Below are 21,301 nucleotides of genomic sequence, written 5' to 3'. Positions count from 1 at the left end.
CGCGCTTGCGCCTCCTCTGTGTTGAGGGCGCGATCCCTGCGTTCGTGCGCGAACGAAGGGTGTCGTCATGACAGAGGTGCTGGCAGTACTCGCCGCATCGTGGGCGGTAATTATGGGGCTGGCCCCGCTACTGCAACTGCGGCGAATGGTTCACACAGGTTCAGCCGATGACGTGTCGATTGGCTACCTGCTCATCCTGCTTCCCGGGTTCGGTCTCTGGATTGCATACGGGATCTCCGCCGCCAATCTGGCTTTGATCGTGCCCAATTCCGTCGCGCTCTTGGTTGCCTCTGTTACCACGGGCTACGCGGTCTGGCTGAGGCGGTCCGTGGCGTACCGGCGATCTGCGGCGGACGCTTCGCGTTGAGAAGAGTCGAGCCGGTCGCCGAGCCTCCGACCTGGATCCGATGAGCGGTCGTGTCAGGGCTGTGCCGAGCCGTCTGCGTCCAGCACAGCGAGAACGTGTTCGCTGAACGGTCGCACCGATAGTTCGGCGGACCCCGGTGGTTTCTCGCCGAGGCGAACGGCCACTGCGTCGTGCGATGGGAGGAACGCCAGAATTTGACTATGGAACCCGAGCGCCCACACGGCGTCTTGGGGTGCGACCGGAACGATCGGTCCGTCGATCGCCCCTCCTTGGCCGGTCGTTGCTACTTCGGGTGTCACGGCGGGCCCCGGATGGTTGAGCCACCAGAGCAGGCCGTATGCCGCGTTCAGGTCGGTGCTCGGTGCCTCGGTCGCATTACTGATGTAGTCCGCCGAGACGACACGATCTCCGTCGGGACCGACGCCGTCGTCGATGATGAGCTGGCCCAGTCGGACGAGATCGTTGCAGGTCGGCATCTGCCCACATCGTGCCCGCAGCTGTGGGCAGACAGGTCGATTCCGGGATACACGCACCGAATGCCCACATCTCGATCAGCGAGGCCGCGTTCCGGCGAGTCCGCGCCGTTACACCCTGCGTCACGAGATGGTCATACCGGTACCTCGGCGAGCGCGTCTGCGTGCCTGCGGAGATATTCGTCGAGCCCATGCGGGCGCTGCGTGAGCGTGAGATTTATCATCGCGATTCGACGTGCGACGAAGAGTCGGTGCAGCAGATGAGAATTGAGGTTCTGCGGCCAGTTCGCGTGACGCTCATAGCCGCGCCGGAAGTCGGTGGCGAGGCCGCTCTGGACATTCCCACCGGTGACGCCGTAGAGCGAGTTCGCCAGGTCCTGAGCACGGTGACCCCATGTCAGGTCTTCGAAGTCGATTGCCGCCGAGGTGCCGTCCGCGGTGATCACGACATTCCGTGGGGTGAGATCGAAGTGGAGAACTCGCGGGCTCTCATCGGCGTCTTCCCAAAGATCGCGGATCCACTCGCCGGATTGCTGGCTGCGTTTCGCGAGGATTTCTCGGTACGGTGACGGCGCGGTGGCAATCGCGTCGGGAACCTCGAAGAGGGTGGTCCGGCGGCCATCGAGAACGCCCTTAGGGGGTTCCGGAATCTGCGGAGATGCCAGATGCAGGCGAGCGCTGAGGCCTCCCAGAGCGATGACTTGGTCGCGACTCATTGGATGTCTGGGCGGGGAGCCGTGTACCCAGGTCAGCAGCATCGCCCGTCGACGGTGACTCGCGGTATCTGTCACCCTGAGGTCGCCCTCAGCGGTCCGGATGATTCGGGGAACAGCGAGGCCAGCCTCCGCGAAGCGTGCGGTCCACGATTCTTCGGCTTCTGGCGCGTTCGGCTTGTGGATGATCGGCGACCTGCTCACTCGCAACATGAAGTCGCCCTCGTCGGCACGCACCCGGTACACCGTGTTGAACGACTCCGCTGCACGGGTCGCTCGGGGATGTGAGATCGCGAACTTGGTCAACACGTGCGCGACGAAGTCGTCATTCTCGTCGATGCTGGGATCCGCTTGTTGATTCGAGCGCATCAGATCCATCCTGAGTCGCGGGCAAGTCGGACGGCGTCGGAAGAGCTGTTCGCGTTGAGCTTGATGCGAATCGCCGTGAGCAAGTTGCGGACGGTGCCGCGGGCGAGATGCAGGCGGCCAGCGACCGCGGCTGCGTCGAGACCGTCCGCCGTGAGCCGAAGAACCTCCAGCTCGCGATCAGTCAACGGGGACGGCGGCAGAGCGAGCGCTTCGGCGGCCAGCGCGGGGTCCACATAGCGCTGCCCGTCGTGTGCTCGTCGGATCACATCCGCGAGCGTTGACGCAGGAGCGCCCTTGACCACGAAGGCCTGTGCCCCGGCGCGCAACGCCGCCGACATATGCACTGGGCGGCCGCGACCGGTGAGTATCACGACGATGCAGCCCGGGTGTGCGCGCCTCAACTCAGCTGCGGTTTCGATACCGTCGAGGGCGGGCATCTCGAGATCCACCACTGCGACGTCAGGACGATGGCGCCGAGCCTGCTCGACCGCGGCACGGCCGTCGGCCGCATGCGCGACGACCTCGATGTCCTGTTCCAGGTCGAGCAGATGTGAGAGGGCAACTCGAATGAGGTCCTCATCGTCGGCAAGGAGCACCCGAATCACGACGGCGCATTCATCGTGGCGTGCAGCTCGAATCGCTCGTCGATGCGGATGACAGTCAGACTTCCACCATGTTCGCGAAGCCGCTCTCGAATCCCGTCGAGGCCGCTGCCACGGGGCTGTTCGCTGTCGCTCCTGTGCATCACGCCATCGTTCCGCACGGACAGGACAATCTCGCCGCCAACGCGCTCCACGGTGATCTCGCACCACTCAGCCCTGCTGTGTCGCAGCACGTTGGTGACGGCCTCGCGGAGCACGCGAGCCAGGACGGCGTCACAAGTGTCGGGCACCCCGGTAGAGAGTCGGATCTCACTGCGGACGCCGGAGGCTTCGAGAACCTGACCTAGCGCTGCAAGCTCTTCGGTGAGCACGATCCGGCGGGAATCCGCCACCGTACTGCGGACCTCCTCCAGTGCAGACGCGGCCAGGCGCCGAATCTCGGCGGCTTCGTCCTGCACCTGGCGCTGTGGCGGGTCGGTGCTTCTCTCGAGCAGTTCAGCTTTCAGGGCGATCACGGTCAGACGGTGCCCGAGGACGTCGTGCACCTCCCGAGCGAAACGCAGCCGTTCTTCGCTGATGGCCAGCGCCGCCACCGCGCCACGGGCTGACTGGGCGTCGGCGATGACTCTCCACAGCCAGATCGGGCCCACGTTGATGATCGCGATGGAGCAGCCGATCACAATGATGATCAGCAGGGCCTGTATTGGCGCGCTACCGGTGACAAGCGCGACGCCGACGCCCACGCCGCACACCAACGCGGCACAGGCGATCGCCGGCGACGGGCGCAGCACCAGTGGGAGAACACCGACGATCCCCGCGCCGATCCACGCCCAGGTCTGCCAACTTCCGGCCGCCACCGGACCGACCAGAGGGATCGACAGCACGCTGGCAGCAGCGAACGCGAGCCGCCAACGCCACCCGCCGGCTTCCGGCGTGACCGCGCCGTACAGGACCCCCGCTTGGGTGGCCGCGAACAGAACGATTCCGATCGAGCCGAGTACCGCCCAGAGTGGCTGGCCTTCTCGCAGCACACCGATCCCCGGCATCAAGACGCTCGTGAAGACGGCCGTGGCGAGCCAGACCAGGGTGAGAGTCCGCGCACGTCGCACTCTGCCGGCGTCGAGAATCGGATTGGCCGCGGTGCTCACAGGTAGGGAGTTTACGGTCCGGGCGGTCACTACTGAGGTGTGAAAGTCGCACGGAAAACCGTGAACGATCCACGGGATCGGGCGCAGCGGGGACCAGCACCCTGGGGTCATGTCAACATCACTCGGACACAACGCCCTCTCCTCCTCGAATCGACGGACGGGGCCGCGACCTGTCGCTCAGATACTCGGTTTCCTCGAGCTCTTCGGTGTCGCGCTCCTCTCGATGGTTCTCGTTGACCAGGTCACAGTCACTGCCCTGGGATGGTTGGGCGCCCTTGCTGTATTCGGCGACCCGCTGGGTATCGCGGCGATCATGACCATCAACGTGGCCTCCGGCACGGTGCTCTGGATGCTGCACCGACGCCGCACGACGCGTGCCATCGCGGCTGTCATGTTCGCGGTCGCCGTCGGCTTCGCTGTGCCGCTTCCTGCATTCTGGACTGGACTGATCACCGGTCCGATGGCGGTCCTCCTCGGCCACGTATTCGTTATCCCGGCTCTGGCGGTCGTGGTGGCACTGATCCCTTGCGAGCTCTCGACCGGACGCGCCGCGTGGACGCCTCGCGAACAGAAGGTAGCCCCAGTGCGCGCGGCCCTGGAACGGATCGCGCTGCGATGGCCGACCCTGCTGGCGCTGCTGCTCACATTCGGCAAGATCGTCGACCCCGACATCGCACCGGCGTGGGTGCTGGTCATTCTCGGGTCGGAGTACTTGATCATCGGCGCGGCACGGAAGCAGTTCCGCAACAGGCGCCTGCTGGTCGTGTATGTGGCCGGTGCCGTCGCATATGCCGCCCTGGCATTGGCGTCCACTTTCACCGAGCCGGGTGTAGCCGGCGTCCTGATCGGAGTCGGTTGGATCCTCCACGCCGTCTGGGACGGACTGCTCTATCGCGCCAACGTCGTTGTCTGGCGGTGGTTCGCCGAGGCATGCGCCGTCTTCGACATCGTCGTGGGCGTGAGCGCGATCGCGGCGGTCGTCATCGCGACCGCCTGAATGCGCGTCGACGACTCGTCAGGCTCGCCGCGACCGCGGCTAGGGACACAGCGATGCTCGAGATCGGTGGCGGCTGTCGAGTCAGCGCATGAACAGACCCCGGTGGGCAGGCTGGTCGTTGCGAAGAGCTCCCGTTGACAATCTCAGAGAAACCTTCTACGGTTAAGCGATCCATTAATTAAGGAGTTGCTTACGTGGATTCCGTGGCCGACGAGCTCAACCTCGTGTTCCAGGCGCTGGCCGACCCGACGAGGCGTGCGATCATCTCGCGCCTGCGCGCAGGGCCGACCACGGTAGGGGAGCTCGCCGAGCCGTTCGCCATGAGCCGCCCGGCGATCTCACAGCACCTCAAGGTGCTCGAGCGCGCGGGCCTCATCGACCGGACCGCCGACGCCCAGTGGCGTCGGTGCACTCTGCGCACCGAGCCCCTGGACGAGGCGTCGGTCTGGGTCGATCGGCATCGCGATGAGTGGAACGAGCGGTTCGACCTGCTCGATGAGCGACTTCGAGAACTGAGAGGAGAGGCTGATGCCTGAGCAGACCGACACCAAGGAGTTCACGATCACCCGGGTCTTCGAGGCCCCGCGCGACGTCGTGTGGCGTGCATGGACCGCCGATACGGAGGTTGCGACCTGGTGGCACCCGCGCGGCATAGAGGTCAAGGCCGGCAGCACCGTCACCGACGTACGCGTCGGAGGCCGCTACGCGTACACGATGGTCAACCCGCTCGATGGGCAGGAGTATCCGACGGCCGGCGTCTACCGCGAGGTCTCGCCGCCTGAGCGGCTCGTGTTCACCTGGGCATCGCCCAACGACGCCGACGACGAAGCTCCCGTCATCACCGTCGAGCTGAGCGAACTCCCCGACGATCGGACGGGGATGCGCTTCCACATGATCGGATGGGTCGGGGAACCAGGCGACGGCAACGTCTACGACGGGTGGGCATCCGCGTTCGACATGCTCGCCGAGCACCTGGCGGACCACCGGGGACACCTATGACCACATCCACGGCGGCGGGCTGATGGCCGCTGGGCTCTTCGACGTCGTCATCGTGGGCGGCGGGCCGGCGGGATTGAGCGCGGCGCTCTCTCTCACCCGCGCCCGCCGCCGCGTGCTCGTCTTCGACGCCGGCGATCCGCGGAACGCGCGGGCCGCGCACATGCACGGCGTCCTCGGTCACGATGGGCTTCCACCGGGTGACCTGCGCCAGCGAGGGCGCGCGGAGATCAGCAGCTACGGCGGAGGATTCATCGACGAGCCGGTCGTGTCCGCACGAGTCGTCCCCTCGGGATTCGAGATCTTCGGATCCCGGACGGCGGTGACGGCGCGGCAACTCGTTGTCGCCACCGGGCTCCGGGACGAGCTGCCGGCAGTCCTCGGCCTGAGCGAGCAGTGGGGACGTGGCGTCCTCGTCTGCCCTTACTGCGACGGCTGGGAACGACGCAACGATACGATCGGCATCCTCGCCACCGGACCGCAGGGTGTGGACCAGGCTCAGCAGCTGCGCCAATGGTCGTCGAGCATCGTCTATTTCCCCAACGATCTCGGCGAGCCCTCGACAAAAGACCTGTGCTCGCTCGAGCTGCGCGACATCCGAGTCGAGCGGGGGCGCGTGCGAGCGGTGCGCACACGTGATGGACGGGTCGAAGCCGTCGAGTTGCTCGATCGTGTCGTACCGGTGGACACGATTTTCACGTCGACGACGATGAAACCCAGAGACGAGTTGCTTCGCCTTTTGGGCGCGCGCACTCGCGAACATCGCGGCCAATCCTGGATCGCGGTGGACGCGGATGGACGCACAAGCGTCACAAGGCTCTGGGCAGTGGGCAACGTGATCGATCCGCGATCGAACGTTTCCGTCTCGCTCGGCGCAGGGTCCCTCCTTGCCGGCGCCGTCAACGCCGATCTCACCGCAGCTGACATCGCCCGATGTGAAGCTTCGGCTACGCCGGCACCGCCGCCGGAAACGGCCGCCGCGCGATGAACATCCTCGTCAGGCACCACTCGTTCCAGGCCACCCAGTGGTCAGGCGTCGTCGTCATGTGCCCGCCAACGGAAATCGACTCCGTTTACGGACGTCGCTCAGCGATCCCGATTCCACGCCGAACAGGACATGACTCAGCCGATGTGCGCGGGTACCATGCCCGATCCGCCGTAGTTTGGCGCGTCGTTGCCGGCTGGTCAATCGACTCGGCGAACTCGTTGTCTTGGATTCTGTCGTCCTGCCCGTCGCTGTCTAAGTCGCCGTTGCGGTGGCTCGTGAGGTCGCCCACCCATTCCTGACGGTCCTGACGATCGGCGTCATCTCGGGTCATGGTTCTTGGCCGGCGCCGGAGTCATTCGAAGGCGCAGGACTGACGTATGTCACCCACGTCCAACGCATAGGATCTACTCGAACTCCCCGTACGGATTGAGGGCGCTTTGACACGACTGAACGTCGTTTTGGCCCAGATCGGCCAACCGATCGCGGCGAACTACGACGATGACGCGGGTGTCCCCCAGGTGTCCCCGCGCTTCGTGAGGCGCGCGAGCCTCGCAATGTGAGGAGTGTCGGGAGTGCATAGAGAGCGTGCGCGATTACGGGCAACTACCTGGTAAACCCTCAAAACCCGCGAGAAACCGCGCGACAACCGACGGGGCTGGTGCCACCTCCGGGACACGAATTGACCCTGCTAAGGTGGAGTCCTCGCAAGGGGACCGAGGGTTCAAATCCCTCCGTCTCCGCAGTTTTCAAGGTGTTTCGCGGTCGTGCAGAACCGCTTGAGATGCATTTCCGGGACGATCCAGCCCAGTCACGTTAGTACGCGGCGGATGGGTTCTTTCTCAAATCCTTCCCAGATCAGAAGCCGCTTACTGATCGGAGCTCTGAAGCGTCAGCGAAGTGAGAGCTGCTGGCGGACCGCGCCTAGCGATCTGCTCATCGATGCCGATGATTCGCAGCAGTCCACTGTATTGAGAAAGATCTGAGAAAGAAGAGACGGAGGGGTAGTTACCCTCGGTCTCGTCAGCCACAACTCGGCCTCTCGTTTTGGCCGGAGTCCGCGCATGCCCGCCGTCGCCGTCGGCGCCCAGGCTGCCGGAGCTGCCGCCCAGCGAGTACGGGTTCAGATCTCAAGGTAGGCCCTTCCGTTTCCTCGCGTTGATTCCGCTTCGGCCTCAGTGAGCGGAAAACATTGACAGGCGGGCCAGGAGTTGATCTACTTTGGGATAGGAAACTTTACTAACTTGGAGGAGCCCATGCGCTTCAACTCTCATCGCGCGTCCGGTGCAATGCTCGTGGCTGTGGCCATCGCCGGCACGACAACTCTCGCCGGCTGCTCAGCCAGCAGCGACCCGGATGCCGTGACGATCAGGGTCGCCATGGGTTCCTCGGGGGATGCTGTCGACCAGGGCTTCGAGGTGCTCAAGGAAGAGTACGAAGCGAAGTACCCCGGACGAACGGTGGAGATCATCATCCAGGAGGATGACGTCTACCAGACCACCGGCCTCGCGACTCTGCTCTCGAGCAGAGAGGCTCCGGACGCCTACTTCGAGTGGTCCGGCCCCCGCATGCGCGGGCACGTCAGCGATGGCGACGGTGCCGACCTCAGCGAAGCGCTCGAGGGCGACCTGTTCGCAGGACGCTTCGATGCCAACGCGTTCAACAACATGGATGTCGACGGATCGGGCATCTACATGGTGCCGTGGACCGGTGACGTCACCAACGTCATCTGGTACGACGCCGATGTCTTCGATGATCTCGGCCTCAGCGTCCCGACGACGTGGGATGAGTACCTCGACGCCAACCAGGCTATGCTCGACGAGGGCCTTCTGCCCTTGGTCGAGGGGAACAAGGACCAGTGGCCGGTGGGCAGCGTTGCCTCGCACATCGTCTCGCGCATGGTCGGCGAGGAGCAGTACTCCGCGGTCATGGACGGTGAGGCGCCGATGAACTCGCCTGAGATGGTCGAGGCCTTCGAGAAGCTCGCCGACCTCGCCCCGTTCGTGAACCCGAGCATCAACGCGCTCGCGGACGACGAGGCCATGACGCAGTTCTTCCTGCAGAAGGCTGCGACGCACCAGATCGGCAGCTGGCTGATGGCGGATGCTGCCGAGAATGCCGGAGACCTCAACTTCGACTACTTCAACCTCCCGGCCTTCTCCGATGGCGCCGGCGACCAGGGCAGTGTGCTGGGCATCTCGACCGGGTTCATGGTGAACGAGAAGTCGGCGCACCAGGAGGAGACGCTGGAGTTCCTCGCGATGCTGGCCGATGAGGACGGCACGAAGATGTGGGCCGAGGCAGGTCTCGCCCCCATGACGATCGACCCGTTCAAGGGCGTCGACGCCGACCCGCGCACGGTCGCCCTCGCCGAGATGATGGGCACCGCGAGCGCACTCGTGGCACCGGCGGACAGCGGCCACGACATCGAGATCGCTGCCGCGTTCTACGACGCCGCGGCGTCGGTGATCGGAGGCACGGCGACACCGCAGGAAGCCGCCGACACCGCGCAGTCGCGGATCGACGCCGCCAACTGATCATGGGTGCGGGACGGGACGGGTGACATCCCGTCGCGTCCCGCACTGTTTCGAGGAGTCCTGCTGTGAAACCCACCCGCGCCTGGTCGCCGTACCTGTTCGTGGCGCCCGCGATACTCGTGTTCGCGTTCGTCGTGCTCATCCCCGCCCTCGCGAACACGGCGCTGAGCTTCGCCAACTGGTCGGGCACTGACGCCATCCAGTTCGTCGGTCTCGACAACTACTTCCGCGCCTTCCGGGACGAGATCTACCTGGTCGCCTACCGGAACACCTTCGTCTACATCCTGCTGACACTCGCGCTCGAGGTCGTCGTCGGGCTGCTGCTGGCGGGCCTCGTGACGATGCAAGGGCGGCGGACCACGTTCTACCGCGTCGCGTTCTTCGTGCCGGTCACCCTGCCGATGATCGTGATCGCGATCCTGTGGAGCTTCGTCTACAGCGATGACATCGGGCTCATCAACTCCGGGTTGCGCGCATCCGGGCTCGACGGACTGACCCGGGTGTGGCTGGGGGATCCCGACACAGCCCTGCTCGCCATCTCCGTCGTCTCGGGCTGGATCTACGCCGGCTTCTACATGGCGATCTTCTACGCCGCGCTGCAGCGGATCCCGAAGCATCTCCTCGAGGCCGCGACGCTGGATGGAGCCAGCCAGTGGCGGGTGTTCTGGAGCGTCAAGGTGCCGCTGATCCGGCCGATGATCGAGGTCGCCGTGCTGCTGTGCATCACCGGCGCGTTCCAGAGCTTCGATCTGTTCTACGTGATGACCAACGGCGGGCCCGACCACTCGACGGAGATCATCACCACGTATCTCGTGGAGGTCGTGTTCCGGTATCGCGACCTCGGCTACGGTGCCGCGCTGTCGACGATCATGACGGTCGTCGTGGTGGGCATCGCGCTCATTCTCGTCAGGATGCGCACGAAGGGTGGAAGCAATGACATTGAGTACTGAACGTCCCGCGCCTCCCCTCGCGCAGCAGCGCCCCTTGCAGCGCCGCCGCGCGAGGCGGACGATCGCCGTCGCGGGCAGCAGGACGCTGTACCACACCGTGATGATCGTGCTGTCGCTGATCTACATCGTCCCGCTCGGCTGGATGGTGATGTCGTCGTTCAAGAGCAAGCGCGAGATCTTCGATGCGCCGTTCTCACCGCCGGCCGTCCCGGACTTCAGCACGTGGGCGGAGGCATGGGAGCGCGGCAACCTCGGCGGCTACGTCCTCAACAGCGTCATCGTCACCGCCTCGGCCGTGACGATCATCCTGCTGTGCGCGCTCGCCGCGGCCTACGCATTCAGCCGGTTCGAGTTCCGCGGCAAGACGCTCCTGCTCGCTCCGTTCATCCTGGGTCTGCTGCTCCCCGTGCAGTCCTACATCACCGCGCAGTCGCGGATCTTCGACTCGGTGTACCTTCTCAACACGCGGTGGGTGCTGATGGTCGCGTACGCGGGCCTCGGGCTCTCGCTCGCGGTGTTCTTGCTGAAGGCCTACCTCGATTCGATGCCGAAGGAGATCTTCGAGGCGGCGCGCGTCGACGGGGCCGGCGACTTCCGCACGCTCGTTCAGATCGTCCTGCCGCTGATGGCTCCCGGCATCTCGACGGTCGCCGTGTTCTCGATACTCTCAGCGTGGAACGAGTTCCTCCTCGCGATGCTCTACGTGCAGGACGATGACCTGCGCACCATCCCTGCCGGGCTGCTCGCCTTCACGGGACGTCACGCCACCGACTATCCGATGCTGTTCGCCGCGCTCTCGATGATCACGCTGCCGGTGATCGTCGTCTACACGATCTTCCACAAGCAGGTCATCGCCGGCGTCACCGAGGGCTCGGTGCAGTGATCCTCCCGGCTCGTGGCTCGTGCGGGTCACAACGCGCGGATCATGATGAGCTCATCAGCGCTCGAGGCGGAGGGCTCCACCTCGAACCGGAAATGCTCATAGAAGCCGATGGCGCGGAGGTTCGCGGGCGAGACCCCGAGATGGACGCCGGGCGACCCGGCCTCGGCGAGGGCGTCCAGCAGGGTGCCCAGCATCCTGCCGCCTCGGCCGCCCCCCTGGACATCGGGGAGCATGTCGATGTGCAGGTGCGAGGGGTAGGCCTCCAGAAGCGAGGCGGGCCGCCGCTGCGGGTGGTGGAGGTACTCGACCATCTCCCGATCGTGCGGATTCGCCGTCTCAGGCACGAGAGGATGCCGCGCCCGCAGCACCGGCCACCATGCGGTGGCCAGCACGTTCTCGAACGAAGTCGTGTCGAGGACGCCGAGCACGTACCCTCGTGCGCGGTCGTCCGCGTCGGCGTACGCCCAGGCGAAGTCGGGGGAGTGGCGCAAGTAGGGGCCGACGAACACCTCTCCGAGCAGGCGGGGATCGTCGTAGAGATCGCTCGCGTCAGTCCCATCGGCGCCGGTGCCCAGACACACGGCGTAGAGGTCGTCGGTGTCGGCCTTGCGCGCCCGGCGGATTCCCATCGGCCCTCATCCCATCTCGTCGATGCGCTCTCCACAGTAGTGAGAGCGGCATGACGGTCGCGGTGGATGTCGCCGTCGACGGCGGTCAGACGGGGATCCGGGTGCGCGTCACCGGAGCTGCGGAACCCGTCGTCGTGGAGGGCCTGGGGCGACTCGAGGGCGACCTCGGAGAGGGCCTGATCGACCGCATCCGCCGCTGCCTCACCCACCTCCCCGGCGGTATCCCGGCGATCCGCCACATGGTGCTCGGCCTGACGACCCTGCCGGCTTCTTCGAGCGAGCGCGAAGAGCTGGCCGCTCGCGTCGGCCTTGCGCTCGGCGCCGAGCGGGTGTCGGTTGCCGGGGACGCCTTGACGGCGCACGCGGGCGCCTTCTCCGGCGCCGCCGGTGTGGTTCTCACCGTCGGAACGGGCATCGCCTGCATCGGCTTCGATCCCGGCGTCGACGGGTTCCGCCTCGTGGATGGCGACGGATTCCTCCTCGGGGATGCCGGCAGCGGCTTCTGGATCGGGAGCCGCGGAGTGGAGGCGGCCCTGCGGGCAGCGGACGGCAGGTCGGGACCGACCTCGCTCTCCGAGGCCTGCAGGGCGCGGTTCGGCGTCGAGGCCGGACTGGCTGCGCGCCTGCATTCGCTTCCGCGCCCTGTGGCCTCGATTGCAGCGTTCGCCGTCGACGTGCTGGATGCCGCGCGGGGCGGCGATGCCGTCGCCCTGGCCATCGTGGACGAGGCCGCGGACGAGCTTGCTCGCACGGCGCGCGCCGCTTCTGCAGTGGTGTCGACCCGGCCGGTGCGGATCGCGATGAGCGGCAGGCTGGTGGCGCCGGGCACGCCGCTGCGCGCGCAGCTGGAGGCGCGGTTCGCGCACGATGGTGAGCGTGAGATCGCCCCTGCCGCGGGCGATCCCCTCGACGGCGCGTGGGCGCTCGTGACCGAGACGCTGGGGGACGCCTACGATCACCACATGACCGGATGGAGAGCCCCATGATCGATCAGAACGCCGAGGCGCTCTCGGCGCCGGCTGCGAGCTATCTCGCCCACGCCGCATCGCTCCTCGCGCGACTGGCGGACGAGCAGCACGAGTCTCTGGCCGTGGCTGGTCGTGCGGTCGCGCGCACCCTGATGCGTGACGGGCTCGTGCACATCTTCGGGTCGGGGCATTCGCACATGCTGGCGCTGGAGGCCTTCTACCGTGCCGGCGGCCTGGCCGCTGTCGACCCGGTGCTCGTCGAATCGTTGATGCTGCACGGGAACGCCGTCCTGTCCACCGCGCTGGAGCGGACTGCCGGGATCGGCGACGCCGTCTTCGCCGACATCGATCCCGGGCCCGATGACACGTTCATCCTCGTCTCCAACTCGAGCCGCAATCAGGTCGCGATCGAACTGGCGCGCGCCGCGCAGGCTCGGGGGCTGACCGTCATCGGCATCCTCAGTCGCGCTCACGCGGAGTCCACGGCCGCCGTGGCACACTCGCCGGGTCTGCTCGAGCTCGCCGACATCGTCATCGACAACCTCGGGACGGCGGGCGACGCCGCCACGACGGTGCCCAGTATCCCAGCGCCGATGGGGCCGACCTCGACCGTCACGGGGGCCGCGATCCTCCACGCGATCGCCATCGAAGCGTCTGCCATCGCGGTGGCCTCGGGCAGCGTCCCCGCCGTGTTCACCTCGAGCAACATCCCCGGCGGCGACGCGCTCAACGTCGAGGCCGTCGCACGCTATCGCTCCCGGGTGCGATCGCTGTGAGCGGGATCGAGACCAAGGGCATCGTCGAAGGCTTCTATGGCCGTCCGTGGACCACCGACCAGCGCCTGGACATGGTCGATTTCATCGCCGAGATCGGCATGAACACCTATGTGTACTCGCCGAAGGACGATCCCTTCACACGTCGTCGCTGGCGCGAGCCCTATGACCGCGCGGCGGCCGACGAACTGCAGATCCTCACCGATCGCGCGCGGGCGGCAAAGATCTCCCTCTCCTACGGGCTGTCCCCGGGCCTGTCGATGCGGTACGCAGAGCCGGACGATACCGCGGCGGTCCACGCGAAGCTCGACTCCGTCCGCGAACTCGGCATCACCGATGTCGCGCTGTTCCTCGACGACATCCCCTGGCGCCTCCAGCACCCCGGCGACGTGGCGGCTTTCCCCGACCTCGTGGCGGCTCAGCTCTCCCTGGTCCGCTCGCTCGAGCGCGCGCTCGACAGCGCCGGCGGAAGCAGGCTGACGGTCTGCCCGACGCTGTACTGCGGCCGCGGGGATGAGCCGTACATCGCGGCGCTGGGTTCTGGCCTGCACCCCGACACGCACCTGTTCTGGACGGGCCGTGCGATCTGCTCGCCGGAGCTGGATGCCGCCGACGCCGACGTCTTCGCCCGCGCGACCGGTCGCCGACCCCTCTATTGGGACAACTTCCCGGTGAACGATGTGGCGATGACCGGCGAACTCCACATCGGGCCCTATCTCGGGCGGGATCCTCGCCTCAGCGAGGCTGCGGCCGGAATCATCGCCAACCCCATGCCGCTCGCCGAGGCGTCCAAGATCGCGCTCGCCGGCGTCGCCGACTTCTGCCGAGACCCGGAGGGCTTCGATCCCGAGAAGAGCTGGGATGCCGCGCTCGGTCGAGTCAGCGGCGCCCGGGATGCAGCGGACTTCCGCGAGTTCGCGGATGCCTTCCGCGGGTCGGCGCTGTGCACGGACGACGCACCACGGCTGGGCGACGCGCTCGACCGTTTCGCGTTCCGGTACGAATTCGACGACCGGGCGGCCGCCGTCTCCGAGCTGCGAGCGGAGCTTCAGCGGCTGGCCGGTGTGGCGGACCGGATGAGGCGGCTCGACAACGCGGCGCTCGGCGCGGAGATCGCGCCCTGGATCGAGCAGTACTCGCGGGGGATCGACGCCCTCATCGTCGCCGTCGACAGTCTCGATGCTTCCGGCTCGGGCGGGCCGCCCGAGGTGATCGGCGCCGAGCGGGACGCCGTCTTCGCACGGCTGCAGGGACTGCGGTCGACGGGTCTTCGCGCCTTCGGCGATCGGGTCGACATGTTCCTCTCCGACATCGTCGGCGAGTTCAGCTCCCGCTGATCGGCACCCTCACGCGCTCTCGCCACGAGCGGGTGGCCGCCTCGAGGACGACCGCCTGGTGGATCGCATCGTCGATGGGGAACAGCAGCTCGCCGTCGCCACGCACCGCGGCGTCGAAGCACGCGACCTGGAGGGCGTAGTGATCGGCCGGGGGCACCGCGATCACCCGTGAGTCGTCCCCTTCGCCGAGGACGATGCCGGCGTCATCCGTGGCAGAGCAGAGGAACGCGCGGGGGATCTCGATCCAGCCTCGGGACCCGATGACGGTGACCGTGTCACGATCGCCGTTCCACATTCCCAGCTGCGCGGTTGCGCCGACGCCGCCGGGGAACTCGAGGAGCAGCGAGGTGCTCATGTCGATGTCGCCATGGACGGCGGAGCTCATCGCATGGGCGGTGACTGCCTCCGGCTCGGCGCCGATCAAGGTACGGGCCACGTGCACCGCGTAGCACCCGACGTCGTAGATCGCCCCGCTGCCGGGAGCTCCCTGGAATCCGGAGTGGCCGAGCTCGCCGGACGCATCGAAGGTGAACGTCACGTGGATCGAGCGGATGTCGCCGATGGCGCCGTCCGCGATCAAGCGCCGAACGAGGTGGTAGCGCGGATGATGCGCGTACATGAACGCCTCGGCGAGGTGCACACCGGCCGCGGCCGCGGCATCCGCCATCTCCCTGGCCTCGCTCGCGGTGACGGCGAGGGGCTTCTCGCACAGGACGTGCTTGCCCGCGGCGACGGCCCGCAGCGTCCACAGAGCGTGCTGTGCGTTCGGAATGGGCAGGTAGATGGCGTCGACCTTGGGGTCCGTCAGCAGAGCGTCGTACCCGACGTACGGGTCGAGGCGCTCGGTCGCGGCGACCTCTCGAGCCCGTCCCTCGTCGCGACTGGCGACGCCCAGGAGCTCTGCGCCAGGGCAGGCGCGGATCGCCGGGACCATGGCTGCGTTGATGCCCGCCACGCCCAGCACACCCCATCGAATGACGTCGGTCATCTCCGGTCTCCCCAATCGATGAGCACCCCGAGGTGGGCGGTGCGGTCGTGCTCCAGCGCCCGATACAGCTCGGGTGCGCCCTCCAGCGTCACGCGGTGGGTCATGAGCGTGGACAGATCCATCCGCCCGTCCACGACGTACTGGAAGAAGACCGCGAGCATCGCGGCCGTGCTCCAGGGATCGGCGGGGGTCGGGATCTCCGCCGCGGTCCCGGCGTGCACGCCGATGATCGAGATGCCGTCGGCGACGATGCGTGGGCCGAGGTGCTGCAGGCTCGGACGCGGAGCGTCGCCCACGAGCACCAGCCTGCCCAGCGGCCGCACCAGCTCGGATGCGCCGGCCAAGGCAGCGGGGTGCCCCGTCACATCGAGCACGACGTCGAAGGAGCCTCGGAGGGTTTCGACGGCGTCGGCTGCGGTCATCGACAGGACTTCATCGGCGCCCCCGGCGACCGCGAGAGCAAGCCGGTCGGCGTCGGTGTCGATCGCGACGATCCGGCGGGCGCCGGCGATGCGCAGATAGCGCACGAGCAGCTGCCCGAGCAGGCCGAGGCCGATGACCGCCGCCGTCTCGCCCAAGGCGAAGCCCGCGCGCCGCAGGGCCCATTGCGTCGTGACGGCGAGCGATGCCCACGCCGCATGATCGGCCGGGACGCCGTCGGGTATCGGGACCACGTCACGCGCGGCAGTGAGGAACGCCTCCGCGTGCGGCGTGAAGGAGAACACACGGTCTCCGGGGCGGAAGGCCGTCACGTCCGGCCCGACCGACTCGATACGCGAGACCATCGAGTAGCCGGGAGCGAACGGATACTGCACCCATTCCTCCCAGAACGTCCGCGGATCGAACTGCCCGCGCAAGCAGGTCAGCTCCGTTCCCACGCTCACGAGCGAGACCTCCGCGGCGCAGCGGAGCTCGCCGGAACCGGGCGGGTCGACCTCCGCGGCGAGGATCTCGATCTCGCCCGGCGCAGGGAAGCTCAGACTGCGTGCGTGCATCAGAACACGCCTGTCAGCTGCGCCTCGGCGTCGGCGAGGACGCGGACGACGTCGCGTCCGAACCGCACATCGCACTCGTGCGAGCGATCACCGGACTCGATCAGGCGGCCCAGGTCTTCGTACGCAGTCACAAAGGCGGCGACGGGGTCTACATCGTCGACCGTCACCGACGCACGGCCGGCCGGGCCCCACAGCAACGTCGAGAAGCCGTCGGCGGCGTCGGGCGCCCGGAGCGTCATCGTCACCGTCGAGGTGCGCCCGTCGTCGTGCGAGAGGACCAGGTGCACCAGGTCGCCCTCGCCGGCCTCGGCGCGGACCGCGCTGATGGGACCGATCGTCTTCCACAGCACCGAGATGGCGTGCGGTCCGAGGTCCCAGAGGCCGCCCTTGTCGTGGCGCCACGGCGTGTTGAAGGGGTTCTCGTCATTGAGGGCCGACCCGAGCCACAGCCCGGCGCCGCCCGTCCATCGCCGTCCGACGCGCACCTCATCGATGAGCCGCCGCACTCGCGGGTCGTAGAGCATCGTGAACATCACGATCGCCGCGACGCCGTGAGCGTCCGCCGACGCCACCAGGCGATCGGCGTCCCCCAGGCTCGTCGCGATCGGCTTCTCGAGCGCGACATGCTTGCCGGCCCGGATGGCGCGCACGGCGAGCTCTGACTGCAGCTGCGGCGGAACGGCGAAGGTGACGGCATCCACCTGCGCGAGGAAGGCGTCGAAGTCGGTGCCCGCATGCAGGGCGCCGTGGCGCTCAGCGAGAGCGGCCGCCCGTCCGGCGTCGCGACCCCACACCGCCGCCAGGTCCCAGGAGGGGGCGGCGGCGGCGGCTGTGGCGTGCGTCACGTCGGCCCAGTACCCGGTGCCGACAAGACCCAGCCGGAGCGATTCGGTCACACCCGCGCTTCCTGTCGCGTGGCGAGGCTGACGCGCAGGTTCCGGCGCCGCTCGGCGACATCGCCTGGGCGTCCGGTGAGGGCGTCCAGGTGGTCGAGCCCGAGCAGCGCGGAGCCGAGCACGGGCTCCGCGTCCACGATCTCGACGGAGGCGCGGGGAGCAGCGGTGGCGATGGTCGCGATCACCGGGCCGAGGAGAGCGGGATGCCGGCTGGTCAGCATGCCGCCGCCCAGGACGACGTCCACAGGCTCGTCGCCCAGATCGAGGCGGGTGAGCGTGGTGGTCACGAGGAGGCTGATCTCGTCTGCCTGCTGGCGAGCGATCGCCTCGGCGATCGCATCGCCCGCGTCGACGGCCTGGAAGAGAAGGGGGACCACCTCGTGCAGACGGTCGCGATCCACCGTTCCGAGATGCATGCCGGTCGCAACGCCGACCGCGGTGTCCCGCTCGAAGTGGCGGGCGACCAGAGCAGCCAGTCCCGTCGCGGGACCGCGCCCGTCCTCGGCGCGCGTCGCGTGCCAGAGAACCTCTTTGCCGATGCCGAACCCGCCGCCCCAGTCGCCGGTGATCCTGCCCAGAGCCGGGTAGCGCACGTCGGCGCGGCCCGGCGCTCTGCCGACGCAGTTGATCCCGGCGCCGCACACCACGGCGACGGCGGTTGCGGCATCCGTACCGGCCCGCAGCATGGCGAGGGTGTCGTTGCCCACGACGACGTGATCAGCCCAGCCATGCGCAGCGATCGCTTCGGCGATCGCCTCCTCCTCCTCGGGGAGATCCGCGTTGGCGAGGTAGCCCGCGACGACCGACGCGCGCCCGCCCGGCACCGACGCGAGCACCTCGGTCACGGCACCGGCCAGCGAGGCGACGGCGGCCGGGGCTCCGACGATGTGCGGCACGAAGGCGCCCGCTCGCGCGCGGGTGATGACGGTACCGTCCTCGGCGACGAGGAGGACGTCGGTCTTGCTGTTGCCGCCGTCCAGGGCGAGCAGGCAAGGTTCGTTCAACGGGCCCACGGCAGCCACTCCAGGTTCTCGGTGATGAGCGTGTCGGCGAGCGCCTGAGCGGTCTCGTACTGCCCGATGAGCGGGTGTGCCAGCAGGGCGCGCACGACGCGGTCACGGCCGCCCTGGATCGCTGCATCGACGCCGAGCTCCTCGTAGCGGGCGACGTGCGCGATCAGCCCGGAGGCGAGCGCCGGGACCGGGGGTGCGGCGCGCACGCGCAGCGTGCCGGGCCCCACCTCCACCCTCGTCTCGATGATCGCGTCGGCGTCCAGGAACGGAAGCGTTCCCCGATTGCGCACATTCACGATGTGGTCGCGGACCGCTCCTGTGCCCAGAAGGCTCGAGAGGAGCCCGATCGCGGCTTCGGAGTAATACGCACCACCCCGCTGAGCCAGCTGCGCCGGCTTCTCGGCGAGTTCAGGATCCGCATAGCGGGCCAGCAGCTCACTCTCGATCGCGGCCACCTCCACGGCGCGCGACGGCGCGGTGCGCGCGTGCTCGACGAGCGCGTCGTGCGCAAGGTAGTACCGCAGGTAATAGGAGGGAATGAAGCGCTCGGTCCTGAGGAGGGCGAGCGGGAGTTCGGTCTCGCGGACGAGAGCCTCGCCATGCTCGTCGAGGAGACGATCGAGGACCTCGGTCGCAGTGCCGTCCTCATGGCGCACTCGCGCGCCCAACTCCCAGCTGAGGTGGTTGAGTCCAACGTGGTCGAGTTCAACGGCCTCGGGCGCAACCCCGAGCTCGGCCGCGAACAGTCGCTCGAAGCCGATCGCGACGTTGCACAGTCCGACCGCGCGGTGCCCGGCATCCAGCAGTGCACGGGTCACCATGCCGACCGGGTTGGTGAAGTTCACGATCCAGGCGTCAGGGTTGACATCGCGAACCCGCGCGGCGATGTCGAGCACGACGGGGATGGTGCGCAGCGCCTTCGCGAGGCCGCCTGCCCCTGTCGTCTCCTGGCCGATGCAGCCGCACTCCAAGGGCCACGCCTCGTCTCGGGCGCGCGCCGTCTGACCGCCGACGCGCAGCTGCAGGAGCACCGCGTCGGCGCCCACGGCGGCATCTTCGAGGCTCGTGGTGGCTTCGACGGTGCAGTCACTGCCCGCAGCGGCGAGGATGCGCGCAGACAGGCCGGCGACCACGCGTGCCCGCGCGAGGTCGGGGTCCACGAGGATCAGCTCCTTGACAGGGAGGGACTCTCGGAGCCGAGCGATCCCGTCCGCGAGTTCGGGCGTGTAGGTGGATCCGCCGCCCACGACCACGATCCGCAGGGCGCGCGGTGTCGCGTTGCTCATGTGGTGAACACCGATTCCCTCGCGAGGTCGAGACTCAACAGCATCGCGCCTTCGAGGATCGGCGCGTCTGCGACGGCGGCCAGGCCCAGCGGAGGGGCGCTGATGACCAGCCGGTCCAGGTGCGCCGCCACGGCGTCACCCAGTCGGCTGCCGCCGATACGGGCCACTTCGCCCGCAAGGATGAGGCGTGAGGGGTCGACGAGCGCGATGACTGATGCGAGGCCGAACGCGTAGCGCTGGGCGATCTCCTGGATCGTCTCGGCCGCACCGGCATCTGCGAGCAGGGCGGCGATGGCATCAGCAGTGGAGCCCACGGGGTGGCCGGCATCGGCGGCGAACTCGCGCAAGGCGTCCGAGCCGACGAGACCCTCGAACGCGCCCTTTGACCGATGCTCGCCATCGAGGCGCGAGCCAGGGGGGAGCAGGAACGCCGCTTCGCCCGCGGCGCCTCGGCTGCCGCGGAACAGCGAGCCGTCCATCATGAGCGCGCCGCCGATGCCTTCATCGAGCCACAGGAGGAAGAAGCTCTCTCCAGCGACGTCGGAGGCTCGGTGCTCGGCGAGTGCGACCAGGTTCACGTCGTTCTCGAGAGACACCGCGGCCTTCCCGAGATGGCGACGCAGTTCCTCGCCGATGCCGGGCTGCTGCCAGCCGGGGAGATGCTCCGCGTAGCGGAGCAGATCCTCTGCGACATCGTACGAGCCAGGGACCGCCACCACGATGGCGTCGAGCTCATCGACGGCGATCCCCGCGATGCCGCAGGCGCCGGCGAGGACCTGTGCGACGTTCTCGGGTCCGCGTGGGTCGGGGAGCTGCGTGATCTCGAATTCCGCGACCACGACGCCACTGATGTCGGCGATGCGCGCCGAGATCGACTCGGGACGAACATCCACGGCGGCGGCGTGCCCGGCGCCCGGATTGATCGCGTAGAGCTGCGGCGCCCGGCCGCCGGGGCCGGTCTCGCCGTAGCCGCTCGGAAGGACCAGCCCGCTTTCCTCGAGACGGGTGAGCAGCTGTGACGCGGTCGGCTTCGACAGTCCAGTGAGGTCGCGTACGTCGCCGCGGCTCAGGGTGCCGCGTTCTATGAGAAGGTCGAGGACGACCCGGTTGTTCATGCTGCGAAGCAGTCCGGGTTGAGCCGGAGCTGGGGCTCGGCTGTCACCCCGTGAGCTGAAAGTCACAACGCCTCCGCGTGGTTAGGAAACTTTACTATCTCACGTTAGCGGCGAGTCGCGGCCACTGTCAATGCGCCGGGCCTAGCCGCGCACGGATGCTCCTCTGGCCGCGCGGTACTCCTCGATCCGGGGCATCTCGGCCGTCATCCACATGGAGGATATCGGGCGGGCGTCACCACGTGCCCGTACTGAGACCCAGCATGACGCGCTGACAATCTTGC

The 21,301-nt window shown here is 67.8% G+C and carries 22 protein-coding genes; 11 read left to right on the top strand and 11 right to left on the bottom strand.

From position 1 onward, the window contains the following. Nucleotides 1-67: 67 nt before the first annotated feature. On the top strand, nt 68-367 hold the full coding sequence (locus tag JX005_RS11000; protein WP_214467551.1) for a SemiSWEET family sugar transporter: 300 nt from the start codon (nt 68-70) through the stop codon (nt 365-367). Nucleotides 368-420: 53 nt separating this feature from the next. Here JX005_RS11000 and JX005_RS10995 read toward each other — a convergent pair whose 3' ends face one another. The 4 genes from JX005_RS10995 to JX005_RS10980 form a co-directional block, all read right to left on the bottom strand. Beyond that, nucleotides 421-843 (bottom strand): serine hydrolase domain-containing protein, encoded by a 423-nt coding sequence (locus JX005_RS10995; RefSeq protein ID WP_214467549.1) that lies wholly within the window; start codon nt 841-843, stop codon nt 421-423. A 131-nt stretch (nt 844-974) separates the two neighbouring features. After that, nucleotides 975-1,922, bottom strand: a complete 948-nt coding sequence (locus tag JX005_RS10990) for a phosphotransferase enzyme family protein (RefSeq protein WP_214467547.1) — start codon at nt 1,920-1,922, stop codon at nt 975-977. Beyond that, nucleotides 1,922-2,527 (bottom strand): response regulator transcription factor, encoded by a 606-nt coding sequence (locus JX005_RS10985; protein ID WP_214467544.1) that lies wholly within the window; start codon nt 2,525-2,527, stop codon nt 1,922-1,924. Before JX005_RS10985 ends, JX005_RS10990 begins: the two co-directional genes overlap by 1 nt. Continuing rightward, on the bottom strand, nt 2,524-3,672 hold the full coding sequence (locus JX005_RS10980; RefSeq protein ID WP_214467542.1) for a sensor histidine kinase: 1,149 nt from the start codon (nt 3,670-3,672) through the stop codon (nt 2,524-2,526). The genes JX005_RS10985 and JX005_RS10980 overlap by 4 nt, the downstream gene beginning before the upstream one ends. Before the next feature lie 313 nt (nt 3,673-3,985). Between JX005_RS10980 and JX005_RS10975 the strand changes: the two genes are divergently transcribed. From JX005_RS10975 to JX005_RS10945, 7 genes are all read left to right on the top strand, one after another. Continuing rightward, nucleotides 3,986-4,669, top strand: a complete 684-nt coding sequence (locus JX005_RS10975) for a hypothetical protein (protein WP_214467541.1) — start codon at nt 3,986-3,988, stop codon at nt 4,667-4,669. Between the two features lie 194 nt (nt 4,670-4,863). Then, the gene (locus JX005_RS10970; RefSeq protein ID WP_307858564.1) at nt 4,864-5,205 is read left to right on the top strand and encodes an ArsR/SmtB family transcription factor; all 342 of its coding nucleotides are present in this window, start codon (nt 4,864-4,866) and stop codon (nt 5,203-5,205) included. Next, nucleotides 5,198-5,668, top strand: a complete 471-nt coding sequence (locus tag JX005_RS10965; protein WP_214467540.1) for an SRPBCC family protein — start codon at nt 5,198-5,200, stop codon at nt 5,666-5,668. Before JX005_RS10970 ends, JX005_RS10965 begins: the two co-directional genes overlap by 8 nt. A 22-nt stretch (nt 5,669-5,690) precedes the next feature. Then, nucleotides 5,691-6,653: an NAD(P)/FAD-dependent oxidoreductase gene (locus JX005_RS10960; RefSeq protein ID WP_214467539.1), complete on the top strand. Its 963-nt coding sequence runs from the start codon at nt 5,691-5,693 to the stop codon at nt 6,651-6,653. A 1,253-nt stretch (nt 6,654-7,906) separates the two neighbouring features. After that, the gene (locus JX005_RS10955; RefSeq protein ID WP_214467536.1) at nt 7,907-9,187 is read left to right on the top strand and encodes an ABC transporter substrate-binding protein; all 1,281 of its coding nucleotides are present in this window, start codon (nt 7,907-7,909) and stop codon (nt 9,185-9,187) included. A gap of 65 nt (nt 9,188-9,252) precedes the next feature. Beyond that, the gene (locus tag JX005_RS10950; RefSeq protein WP_205791360.1) at nt 9,253-10,137 is read left to right on the top strand and encodes a carbohydrate ABC transporter permease; all 885 of its coding nucleotides are present in this window, start codon (nt 9,253-9,255) and stop codon (nt 10,135-10,137) included. Beyond that, nucleotides 10,121-11,020, top strand: a complete 900-nt coding sequence (locus tag JX005_RS10945; RefSeq protein ID WP_127473285.1) for a carbohydrate ABC transporter permease — start codon at nt 10,121-10,123, stop codon at nt 11,018-11,020. The genes JX005_RS10950 and JX005_RS10945 overlap by 17 nt, the downstream gene beginning before the upstream one ends. A 26-nt stretch (nt 11,021-11,046) precedes the next feature. Here the strand turns inward: JX005_RS10945 and JX005_RS10940 are convergent, their stop codons facing one another. Further along, complete coding sequence (locus JX005_RS10940) at nt 11,047-11,649, bottom strand: GNAT family N-acetyltransferase (RefSeq protein ID WP_214467533.1); 603 nt, start codon at nt 11,647-11,649, stop codon at nt 11,047-11,049. 50 nt (nt 11,650-11,699) lie between these two features. Here JX005_RS10940 and JX005_RS10935 point away from each other — a divergent pair, with 50 nt between their 5' ends. The 3 genes from JX005_RS10935 to JX005_RS10925 are packed head-to-tail and all read left to right on the top strand — an operon-like array spanning nt 11,700 to nt 14,727. Continuing rightward, nucleotides 11,700-12,635: an N-acetylglucosamine kinase gene (locus JX005_RS10935; protein ID WP_214467532.1), complete on the top strand. Its 936-nt coding sequence runs from the start codon at nt 11,700-11,702 to the stop codon at nt 12,633-12,635. Continuing rightward, a complete protein-coding gene (locus tag JX005_RS10930) occupies nt 12,632-13,393 on the top strand; it encodes a sugar isomerase domain-containing protein (RefSeq protein WP_214467530.1) in 762 nt (253 codons plus the stop codon). Before JX005_RS10935 ends, JX005_RS10930 begins: the two co-directional genes overlap by 4 nt. Then, nucleotides 13,390-14,727: a protein O-GlcNAcase gene (locus JX005_RS10925; protein WP_214467528.1), complete on the top strand. Its 1,338-nt coding sequence runs from the start codon at nt 13,390-13,392 to the stop codon at nt 14,725-14,727. Before JX005_RS10930 ends, JX005_RS10925 begins: the two co-directional genes overlap by 4 nt. Here JX005_RS10925 and JX005_RS10920 read toward each other — a convergent pair. The 6 genes from JX005_RS10920 to JX005_RS10895 are packed head-to-tail and all read right to left on the bottom strand — an operon-like array spanning nt 14,714 to nt 21,020. Further along, nucleotides 14,714-15,715, bottom strand: a complete 1,002-nt coding sequence (locus JX005_RS10920; protein ID WP_214467527.1) for a Gfo/Idh/MocA family protein — start codon at nt 15,713-15,715, stop codon at nt 14,714-14,716. The genes JX005_RS10925 and JX005_RS10920 overlap by 14 nt on opposite strands. Beyond that, nucleotides 15,712-16,710: a zinc-dependent alcohol dehydrogenase gene (locus JX005_RS10915; protein ID WP_214467526.1), complete on the bottom strand. Its 999-nt coding sequence runs from the start codon at nt 16,708-16,710 to the stop codon at nt 15,712-15,714. The genes JX005_RS10920 and JX005_RS10915 overlap by 4 nt, the downstream gene beginning before the upstream one ends. After that, entirely contained in the window at nt 16,710-17,606 is an 897-nt protein-coding gene (locus tag JX005_RS10910; RefSeq protein WP_214467525.1) for a Gfo/Idh/MocA family protein, read from the bottom strand. Before JX005_RS10910 ends, JX005_RS10915 begins: the two co-directional genes overlap by 1 nt. Further along, the gene (locus tag JX005_RS10905; RefSeq protein WP_214467524.1) at nt 17,603-18,610 is read right to left on the bottom strand and encodes an N-acetylglucosamine kinase; all 1,008 of its coding nucleotides are present in this window, start codon (nt 18,608-18,610) and stop codon (nt 17,603-17,605) included. Before JX005_RS10905 ends, JX005_RS10910 begins: the two co-directional genes overlap by 4 nt. Then, a complete protein-coding gene (locus JX005_RS10900; protein WP_246533866.1) occupies nt 18,607-19,905 on the bottom strand; it encodes a family 4 glycosyl hydrolase in 1,299 nt (432 codons plus the stop codon). Before JX005_RS10900 ends, JX005_RS10905 begins: the two co-directional genes overlap by 4 nt. Next, nucleotides 19,902-21,020, bottom strand: a complete 1,119-nt coding sequence (locus tag JX005_RS10895) for an ROK family transcriptional regulator (protein ID WP_214467523.1) — start codon at nt 21,018-21,020, stop codon at nt 19,902-19,904. The genes JX005_RS10900 and JX005_RS10895 overlap by 4 nt, the downstream gene beginning before the upstream one ends. Nucleotides 21,021-21,301: the final 281 nt, after the last annotated feature.

It is taken from the genome of Microbacterium flavescens (assembly GCF_018588945.1).
Classification (GTDB): domain Bacteria; phylum Actinomycetota; class Actinomycetes; order Actinomycetales; family Microbacteriaceae; genus Microbacterium; species Microbacterium flavescens.
The sequence above is the reverse complement of the archived record's forward strand: the minus strand, read 5'-3'. Positions and strand labels throughout refer to the sequence as shown.